This is a genomic window from Dielma fastidiosa (assembly GCF_000313565.1).
Taxonomy (GTDB): Bacteria; Bacillota_I; Bacilli_A; order Erysipelotrichales; family Erysipelotrichaceae; genus Dielma; species Dielma fastidiosa.
On the sequence record NZ_HE578938.1, the window covers coordinates 1 to 1,785 of the forward strand.

Sequence of the window (1,785 nt, forward strand, 5' to 3'; positions counted from 1 at the left end):
CAATGCTGCTCCGGTGCTGGCCTATACTACACAAATGCCAACAGAAACAACTACAACAGCCGAAAACTTTATTGGCAAGTTTAATGATGCTTTAGCTGATGCAGGACTTAGTTTAGAAAACTTACAAATTGGTGACAAAATCAAGTTTGGAGGAGCTACTCCTGATGAAGAAGTCGAAATTGTAAAGTTTACTACAGGAACAGGTATTGAAGTTGAGTCTACTCTTAAAGCAGATTTTACTAAAGTTGCAAATTTAGTAACTTATAAAGGTGATTCGTATAATACTGCTGACTATGTTTTAGGATTAGCTAATGCACTTACTAGGATGGCTTATGTAGAGAATACAGAAAGTAAGGATGAGTCTTTAGTAGCAGACATTAATGCTTTAATGAATGGGGCAAATTATGACAAAGAAGAAGAAATGCTTACTATTACTGGATATAATGCCGCATTAACACTAAAAAAAGATATTGATAAGTATGAAAAATATGAAGGTAATTTGCCTGAAAATCCAATTGATGGAACAGATGATAAAGTTTATTCAGCAGAAGAATATTCAACCGCAAAAGAGCAATTATTAGAAGCGATTAGCAATTTCCAAGCTGATAACTTTGGTGAAACATTAGATAAGTATTTAACAGATTTAGAAAAACTATATGATAACTTTGTAGATTATCAAGGAGAAATAGGTATTACTAAATCTAGTGTTGATACAGTTGTAAAAGGAATTAAAAATGGTACTTATGCTACAACAGCATATAATAAAGTAAAATACTCTAACTTGACAAAAGAAAATTACGAAGTTTTTAAAGAAGAAGATTCTGTTGTTGAACTATTAGAGCAATTTACTACAGGTTATGATAATATTGCTGATGTAAAAGAAGCTTTAGATGCAAAAAACGAATACACTACAGCTCTTACTAAAGATAAGGCTAAATATCCTGGATCAACAACAAAAATTTCTTTGAGTGCGTGGTTAACTAATGAAGATATTGATTTTGATTTTGTCTTAGAAAATATGACAGACGAAATGTTTGCAATCATTAAAGATTACAAGGAAAATGTCATTGATGTAATCTTAGCATTAGATTCTAAAAAAGTAGGTTCTACTTATGTTGAGAAATCAGAAAAATCTGCTTATGTAACTGATAGTGATCTTGCTAAGATGTTGAAATATGTTGCACCTAGCGATAAGAGTGTAGAAATTGCTTCTAATAAATTTGGACTGTTCACAATTAGTGATAAAAAAGAAGGTACACGTTATTATGACGATTTAGTTTCTCATATGGAAGAAGTAGCAACAGCATTAAAAGCTGTTACAACAGATATTGCAAAATTAACTCCAGCAAATATCAAAACAACAGATAAAGCATTGTTAGAAGCTGCTGAAGATGCAATATTTGAATTGACTTCTGTTTCAAAGGGTGACTATGTTCATAATTTAACAGCAGGTCAAGAAAAGGAAGTTAGAGCCGCTGAAGCTAAAATCACTAACTTACGTGAAGCATTCGATAACTTAGGTACAACTAATGTTGCTGGATGGTATGACATGGGTAACGGTAACTGGGGTTACAATAATGAAGACGGTACTCCTGCTGCTTACAAATGGGTTGCTTCTGGTGCTGACTGGTATATGATCAAAGACGGTAAGATGCTGAGAAATACTTGGTTGGCTACTGACGGCGGTCGCTGGTACTACTTAGACAATGCTGGTAAGATGGTTACGAACCAATCTGTAGATGGTTGCTGGATCAATTCTTACGGCGTTTACATGAGCCCTTCTTA

Annotated in this window: 1 protein-coding gene; it reads left to right on the forward strand. The window is 33.7% G+C overall.

Going from position 1 to position 1,785, the window contains the following annotated elements:
* A partial coding sequence (locus DAHG_RS21510) for a UFD2 family protein (RefSeq protein WP_034457596.1) occupies positions 1 to 1,785 on the forward strand: 1,785 nt, incomplete at both ends.